Source organism: Reyranella sp. (assembly GCF_050185545.1).
In the GTDB taxonomy this organism is placed as follows: Bacteria; Pseudomonadota; Alphaproteobacteria; order Reyranellales; family Reyranellaceae; genus Reyranella.
Genome location: NZ_JBFWZI010000326.1, coordinates 1 through 4,813 on the forward strand (window position 1 = coordinate 1; position 4,813 = coordinate 4,813).

Genomic DNA, 4,813 nt, shown 5'->3' on the forward strand with positions numbered 1-4,813 from the left:
GCGACGAAGGCGTCCCAGGCAGGGCCCTTCTGCGGCGGCTGGCGACCGACTGCTTTGCGCGGCATCGTCTCGATCCATCTCTGATTGCGTCGGAGAAACACTACAACGATCCGAGGCAGGCTTCAGCCCTTTGGCATCGTCGAGCCGAAGGACAGGGCGCTCCCCGCTCGCAAAGATGGTTGCGATCATCTGTCAACTCAAGTCCGCGGCGGCAGGGCGATGTCGGCATCCTTCAGCAGGCGCTCGAGCGTCGGGATGGACGCCTTGGCATCGCCCTCACGGCACTTGGCCACCGCCTCCCCGCCTTGGACGTCCGGCGTGACCCCGGCCATGCTGGCAGAGCTCGGATCGGCGCCGACATAGCGCTGATAGAGCTGGCTGAGCCTGGCGCAGTAGGCGAGATCCTGGGGCGAGCTGGTCGGCTGTTGCTTCGCACAGGCGAGCAGCGACAGGCCGAGCGCGGCCGTCAACAGAAGTCCAGGTCGACGCATGTTCTTCCCCCCGACAGCCCGCCGACTGGGCGGAACGAGCAGGCCAGTGTACCTCGAATCGCGGCCGCGTGGCCTGCGGCGATAGCCGTGGAGGCGGCTCGCGGGGGCACCACCTCCGTCGGGATCCCGCCCGACGAGTTGGAGCCTCGCTGTCGACGAGCTCCCGGCCCGACAACCGCCCGGCGCCGCTGATCGTCGCTATCTGTTCGCGCGGTTCTTCTGCACGATGGCAAGAATGATCAGCGAGAAGGTGACGAGACGGGCCAGGTAGACCAGCGGCTCGGTATCCTCGGCCAGGTCCCACAACCCCAGAACCGCCCGGCTCGCGGCATCGACTCCGAACGCGATGGCGAACAGCAGAAAGAAGGTTTCGCGAGTCTGCTGCCAGTGCCGCAGGAAGAACAGCATGGCCACGAACGACGCCATGGCCACGGCGCCCATCAGCAACGAGGCGGCCGCCGCCGTCATTCCGATTCCCAGATCAGGCCGTAGAGCAGGACTGCCATCGCAACCAGCGCCATCGACGTTCGCCATATCGACAGGTCGACCGCCGGCAGGACCAGCCTGTCGACCACCAGGAGGAAGTTGTTGATCGTGAGCCCGGCGAAGCACAGACCGCTCCACAGCAGGAGTCGATAGCCGCTGCGCCGCCACGCGCGCAGCAGCAGCCAGGCGCAGATCAGCGCCGTCAGCATGCACAGCAGATAGATCAGGGGCGCCATGTCAGGAATCCTTCCGGAAGCGGAAGGCGTCCGCGAACTCGCGGATGCGCCGCGACTTGGCATGGATCATGTTGGTGATCGGGATCAGGTGTCGAGCGTAGAACTCCGCAACGGCGTCGACCGCCTGCTGCAGGTCCTGCGTCCGGCACCGATACTCGTAACGCTTGTCGATAAGGACGAGAAAGCCGGAGCGGCACAGCCGGTCGAGAATCCGGGTGGTCTCCGCCTCGTCGATGTAGAGCCGGCTCATGATTCGCGGGACATCCCACACCTCTTCGGGCGCCGAACGCAGCAACAGCAGGGCCTCCAGCTCGCCGACCGAGTCGATATGCTTGGCAATGAAGCGCCGGACCTGTTTGGGGATTTCGGCTCGCGCCATGCCAATCCTCGGCCACTACCAATCGACGCCACGCGGGCGTGTCACTTTACCTCGGCGAACGACAGGCGTCAGCCCTCACGGCCTCTCCTCGGCGGAGTCCCGCCGAGTGCCCCCCAGCGCGCGGAGCAGATCGATGGGCAGCGGAAACACGATGGTGGAGCTCTTCTCTCCAGCGATGTTGGCCAGCGTACCGAGATAGCGGAGCTGCATCGATTCCGGCCGGCGCGCCATGATGGCGCCCGCGTCGACGAGCTTCTCGGCGGCCTGCAGCTCGCCCTCGGCATCGATGATCTTGGCGCGACGCAGGCGCTCGGCCTCGGCCTGACGGGCGATGGCGCGGACCATCTTCTCGTCGAGGTCGATGTGCTTCAGCTCGACGTTCGAGACCTTGATGCCCCAGGCGTCGGTCTGCTCGTCGAGGATGCGCTGGACGTCGGCATTCAGCCGGTCGCGCTCCGCCAGCATCTGGTCGAGCTCGTGCTGGCCGACGACCGAGCGCAGAGTGGTCTGCGCGAGCTGGCTCGTGGCCTGGTCGAACGTCTCGACCTGGATGATGGCCTTCTCGGGCTCGATGACGCGGTAGTACACCACGGCGTTGACGCGCACCGACACGTTGTCGCGCGAGATGACGTCCTGCGGCGGCACGTCGAGCACGCGTGTCCGCAGATCGACGCGCTCCATCTGCTGCACGAACGGAATGACGAAGATCAGTCCCGGCCCCTGGACGCCCTGCAACCGGCCGAGGGTGAACACCACGCCGCGCTCGTACTCCCGCAGGATGCGCACGGAATAGGCGACCAGGACGACCAGCACGACGATCGGCAGGACGTAGGCGAGAAAATCGAGGCTCGGCATGGTCACATTCCTCCCGTGGGTTCGACGTGAAGCGTCAGCCCGTCGCGCCGCTCGACCTTCACCAGCGTGCCCGGCGCCAGCGGAGCGGCGGCGCGCGCCGACCATACCTCGCCATGGACGCGGATGCGGCCCTGGCCGTCCTGCCAATCGACCACGCTGCCCTCGAGGCCGATCATCTGCTCGGCTCCCGTGACCACCTTGCGGCGGCGAACGCGCAGGATCATGCCGAGCAGGCCGACGAACAGGAGCGCGTTGGTCACCGCCGCGCCGATGACGACCGGCAAGGCGACGGCGAAGTCGATGTCCGCGCCCGCGGGATCGAACAGGAACAGCCCTCCGAGCAGGAAGGACACGACGCCGCCCAACCCCAGCACGCCAATTCCCGGCGTGAATGCCTCGGCCGTCATCATGCCGATGCCCAATGCCAGCAAGCCGAGGCCGGCGAGATTGACCGGCAGCACCGACAGCGCCATCAAGCCAACGAGCAGGCAGATGGCGCCGACGATGCCGGGACCGCCGAGCCCCGGATGCCAGAACTCGAAGATGATGCCGTAGACGCCGATCATCAGCAGGATGAAGGCGATGTTGGGATCGGTGACGATGGCCAGCAGGCGGCTCTTCCAGCCGGGCTCGATGTCGATCACCCGCGCGTGGCGGGTGGCGAGCAGCCTGTCGCCGTCGACGGTGCGCACCGTCAGGCCATCCAGGCGATCGAGCAGGTCGCCGACATTGCCGGCGAGCAGGTCGACGACCTTCTCGCGCACCGCCTCCTCCGCCGTCAGCGTCGCCCCCTCGCGCACCGCCTTCTCTGCCCAGTCGGCGTTGCGACCCCTGAGCTGCGCCAGGCTGCGCAGGTAGGCGACAGCGTCGTTCAGCACCTTGCGTTCCATCGCGCCGGATGTCTGGCCATCGGGCTTGTCGCCGTCGCGGCGTTGCTGCGGGGCCGGGCTGGGCGGCGCCCCCATCTGGACCGGCGTTGCCGCCCCGAGATGCGTGCCGGGCGCCATGGCCGCGATGTGAGACGCATAGGCAATGTAGGTGCCGGCGCTGGCTGCCCGCGCCCCGCTCGGCGAGACGTAGAGGACGACGGGCACGGGGGAGGCCAGGATCGCGGCGATGATGTCACGCGTGGCCGACACCAGGCCACCCGGCGTATCGAGACGCAGCACGACGAGGCCCACCCGTTCGTTCCGTGCGCGCGACAGGACCTCCTCGATCAGATGCCCGGTCCCGACGCCGATCGCACCCTTGACGGCAACGACGATTACGGGCGGCGGCGCGGGGCGCATCGGAAGGGCCTTTTCCGAGTCCGGTTGAGCGTGACCGGCCGACAGCAGGAGCGTGGGCCCACCAAGCAACGCCAACAGCAACGCGACGTATCGGAGGAACATCGAGACCTCCTGTTGTGCGCCCACCGGCGGCAGCGGATCGACACTAGTCCCGCCACGGCGGGTGCGACAAGCCCAGCCGGGTCGGCTCAGTGGTAGATGAAGAGCGGCACCGTAAGCCCGTGAAGCAGGCGCCTCGTGCTCGAGCCGAACAGAATCTCCTGCAGGCCGCGATGGCCGAAGGCGCCCATCACGAGCAGGCGCGCATGAACCGCCGAGGCGTGCGCGCGAAGGACGTCCGCGGGATGGTCGGTCGAGGTCACCGCCTCGATGTCGGCGGTGATGCCGTGCAGGACGAGGTAATCGCGCGCCCGGGTGGCGGCCTCGAAGGCCTGGTCCCCGGGATACACCGACACCACCCGGGCCGGGGAAGAGCCGAATATGCCGAGCAGGACCGCAAGTTGCAGGGCCTTCGCGGCCGGCACGCTGCCATCGTAGGCGACCACGACCGGCCCGTCCTCGGGCGCTTCCGGTCCGGTCACCAGGACCGGCCGGCAACCGCGCGCGACGATGTGCTCGACCAGCGGGCTCACGTCGTCGCTCGGCTCGAGGTGGAACTCCGTATCCAGCCCCGTGACCATCATGTCGGAGGTCTCGATGGCGTGGATCAACTCGGCACGGATGTCTCCGTCGATCGTTTGGCAGCGGGCCTCGACGCCCGCCGCGGCGCAAGACTGCTCGAACGACCGGGGCAGCTCCGCCACCCGCGCACGACGATCGTACGCCACCTTCGCGCGGTGGCGACGCCGATCCTGGGCATAGCCCATCGCGCCGATGGGCGCGGGCTCGATCCCTTCGAGATCGCTCACGTCGACGCCGACGACTCCCCTGATCGACGCCCCCGTCCGGCGCGCCAGCCCGAGAGCGATCCGCCGCGCGGTTGCAGCAGACGGCGTGTCATCGAGGGTCACAAGGATCGAGCGCATGCAGCTTCACTCCGTTTCGCTTCCCGGGCTCGGCCTGTTTGCAACCGTCGCC

7 protein-coding genes are annotated in these 4,813 nt (G+C 67.9%); all 7 read right to left on the bottom strand.

The genetic code is table 11. The annotated features are described in order from the left end of the window. Nucleotides 1-197 precede the first annotated feature (197 nt). Nucleotides 198-491, bottom strand: a complete 294-nt coding sequence (locus AB7O82_RS37360) for a hypothetical protein (protein WP_428621814.1) — start codon at nucleotides 489-491, stop codon at nucleotides 198-200. Between the two features lie 198 nt (nucleotides 492-689). Beyond that, complete coding sequence (locus AB7O82_RS37365; RefSeq protein WP_428621816.1) at nucleotides 690-959, bottom strand: DUF5985 family protein; 270 nt, start codon at nucleotides 957-959, stop codon at nucleotides 690-692. Next, nucleotides 956-1,213: a DUF5985 family protein gene (locus AB7O82_RS37370; protein ID WP_428555756.1), complete on the bottom strand. Its 258-nt coding sequence runs from the start codon at nucleotides 1,211-1,213 to the stop codon at nucleotides 956-958. The genes AB7O82_RS37365 and AB7O82_RS37370 overlap by 4 nt, the downstream gene beginning before the upstream one ends. Nucleotide 1,214: 1 nt before the next feature. Next, a complete protein-coding gene (locus tag AB7O82_RS37375) occupies nucleotides 1,215-1,592 on the bottom strand; it encodes a hypothetical protein (RefSeq protein ID WP_428621818.1) in 378 nt (125 codons plus the stop codon). A gap of 75 nt (nucleotides 1,593-1,667) precedes the next feature. Then, complete coding sequence (locus tag AB7O82_RS37380) at nucleotides 1,668-2,447, bottom strand: slipin family protein (protein WP_428555750.1); 780 nt, start codon at nucleotides 2,445-2,447, stop codon at nucleotides 1,668-1,670. 2 nt (nucleotides 2,448-2,449) lie between these two features. Continuing rightward, nucleotides 2,450-3,838 carry an NfeD family protein gene (locus AB7O82_RS37385; RefSeq protein WP_428621819.1) on the bottom strand — a complete coding sequence of 463 codons (1,389 nt, stop codon included), beginning with the start codon at nucleotides 3,836-3,838 and terminating at the stop codon, nucleotides 2,450-2,452. An 86-nt stretch (nucleotides 3,839-3,924) separates the two neighbouring features. After that, nucleotides 3,925-4,644 (bottom strand): universal stress protein, encoded by a 720-nt coding sequence (locus tag AB7O82_RS37390; protein ID WP_428555744.1) that lies wholly within the window; start codon nucleotides 4,642-4,644, stop codon nucleotides 3,925-3,927. Between the last annotated feature and the right edge of the window lie 169 nt (nucleotides 4,645-4,813).